Origin of the sequence: Flavobacterium subsaxonicum WB 4.1-42 = DSM 21790 (genome assembly GCF_000422725.1) — a bacterium.
In the GTDB taxonomy this organism is placed as follows: Bacteria; Bacteroidota; Bacteroidia; order Flavobacteriales; family Flavobacteriaceae; genus Flavobacterium; species Flavobacterium subsaxonicum.
The window spans coordinates 322,419-323,628 of sequence record NZ_KE383911.1; the positions used below are offsets into that span (position 1 = coordinate 322,419).

Annotated in this window: 1 protein-coding gene; it reads right to left on the reverse strand. The window is 49.1% G+C overall.

Going from position 1 to position 1,210, the window contains the following annotated elements; genetic code table 11:
- The coding region (locus G509_RS23885; protein ID WP_483299125.1) for an Ig-like domain-containing protein at window positions 1-1,210 on the reverse strand (1,210 nt) is incomplete at both ends.

A 1,210-nucleotide genomic window follows, 5' to 3' on the forward strand; every position in this document is an offset into this window, starting at 1 on the left:
ACCGTTAAGCTTGCATAATAAGTCGTGCCATCAACTAAAGCAGTTGTAGCAAGAACAGCAGTTCCACTAGTTGCAGCCGTATAGAAGATAACACCTGTTTCATTAACCTGAAGGTCTGCCACAGTTGGAGCGTCAGCAAGACAGAAGTCCTGTGTAGCATCAGCCGTGGTCGGAGTAGCAGCGTTGCCAACGGTTACGGTTATAGCAAGACGGGTTGCGCTCTCGCAGGTTCCGACAGTTAAACTCGCGTAGTATGTTTCGCCATCTACTAAAGCTGTTGTTGGAGCTATTGCAGTTCCACCAGCCGCAGCCGTGTAGAAAGTAACGCCAGCCTCATTAACCTGAATATTCGCCACAGTCGGAGCGTCAGCAAGACAGAAATCCTGTGTCGTATCAGTCGTTGTCGGTGTGGCAGCATTGCCAACCGTTACAGTTATAGCAAGTCGGATTGCGCTTTCGCAGGTACCGACAGTTAGTGAAGCATAGTAAGTCGTGCCATTCACAAGTGCCGTAGTCGGAGAAATTGCAGTTCCTCCTGTTGCAGCGGTGTAGAATGTAACTCCTGTTTCATTAACCTGAAGGTCTGCTACTGTTGGAGCGTCAGCAAGACAGAAGTCCTGTGTCGCATCTGTCGTGGTCGGAGTAGCAGCATTACCAACCGTTACGGTTATGGCAAGGCGGGTTGCACTTTCGCAAGAGCCTACAGTTAGTGAAGCATAATAAGTCGTGCCATCAACTAAAGCAGTTATAGCAGGAACAGCTGTTCCTCCTGTTTCAGCCGTGTAGAAAGTCACTCCCGTTTCATTAACCTGTAGGTCTGCTACTGTTGGCGCATTCGCAAGGCAGAAGTCTTGTGTAGCGTCAGTCGTGGTCGGCGTAGCAGCATTACCTACTGTTACGGTTATAGCAAGGCGGGTTGCACTTTCGCAAGTGCCGACAGTTAAGCTTGCATAGTATGTCGTACCATCTACTAAAGCTGTTGTGCTCGAAACTACTGTTCCACCGGTCGCAGCAGTGTAGAAAATTACACCTGTCTCATTAACCTGAAGATAAGCCACAGTCGGAGCATCCGCAAGGCAGAAGTCTTGTGTAGCATCAGTCGTGGTCGGTGTAGCAGCATTGCCTACGGTTACCGTTATTGCTAAACGTGTGGCACTTTCGCAAGTGCCTAAAGTTAAGCTTGCGTAGTATGTCGTACCATCTACAAGTG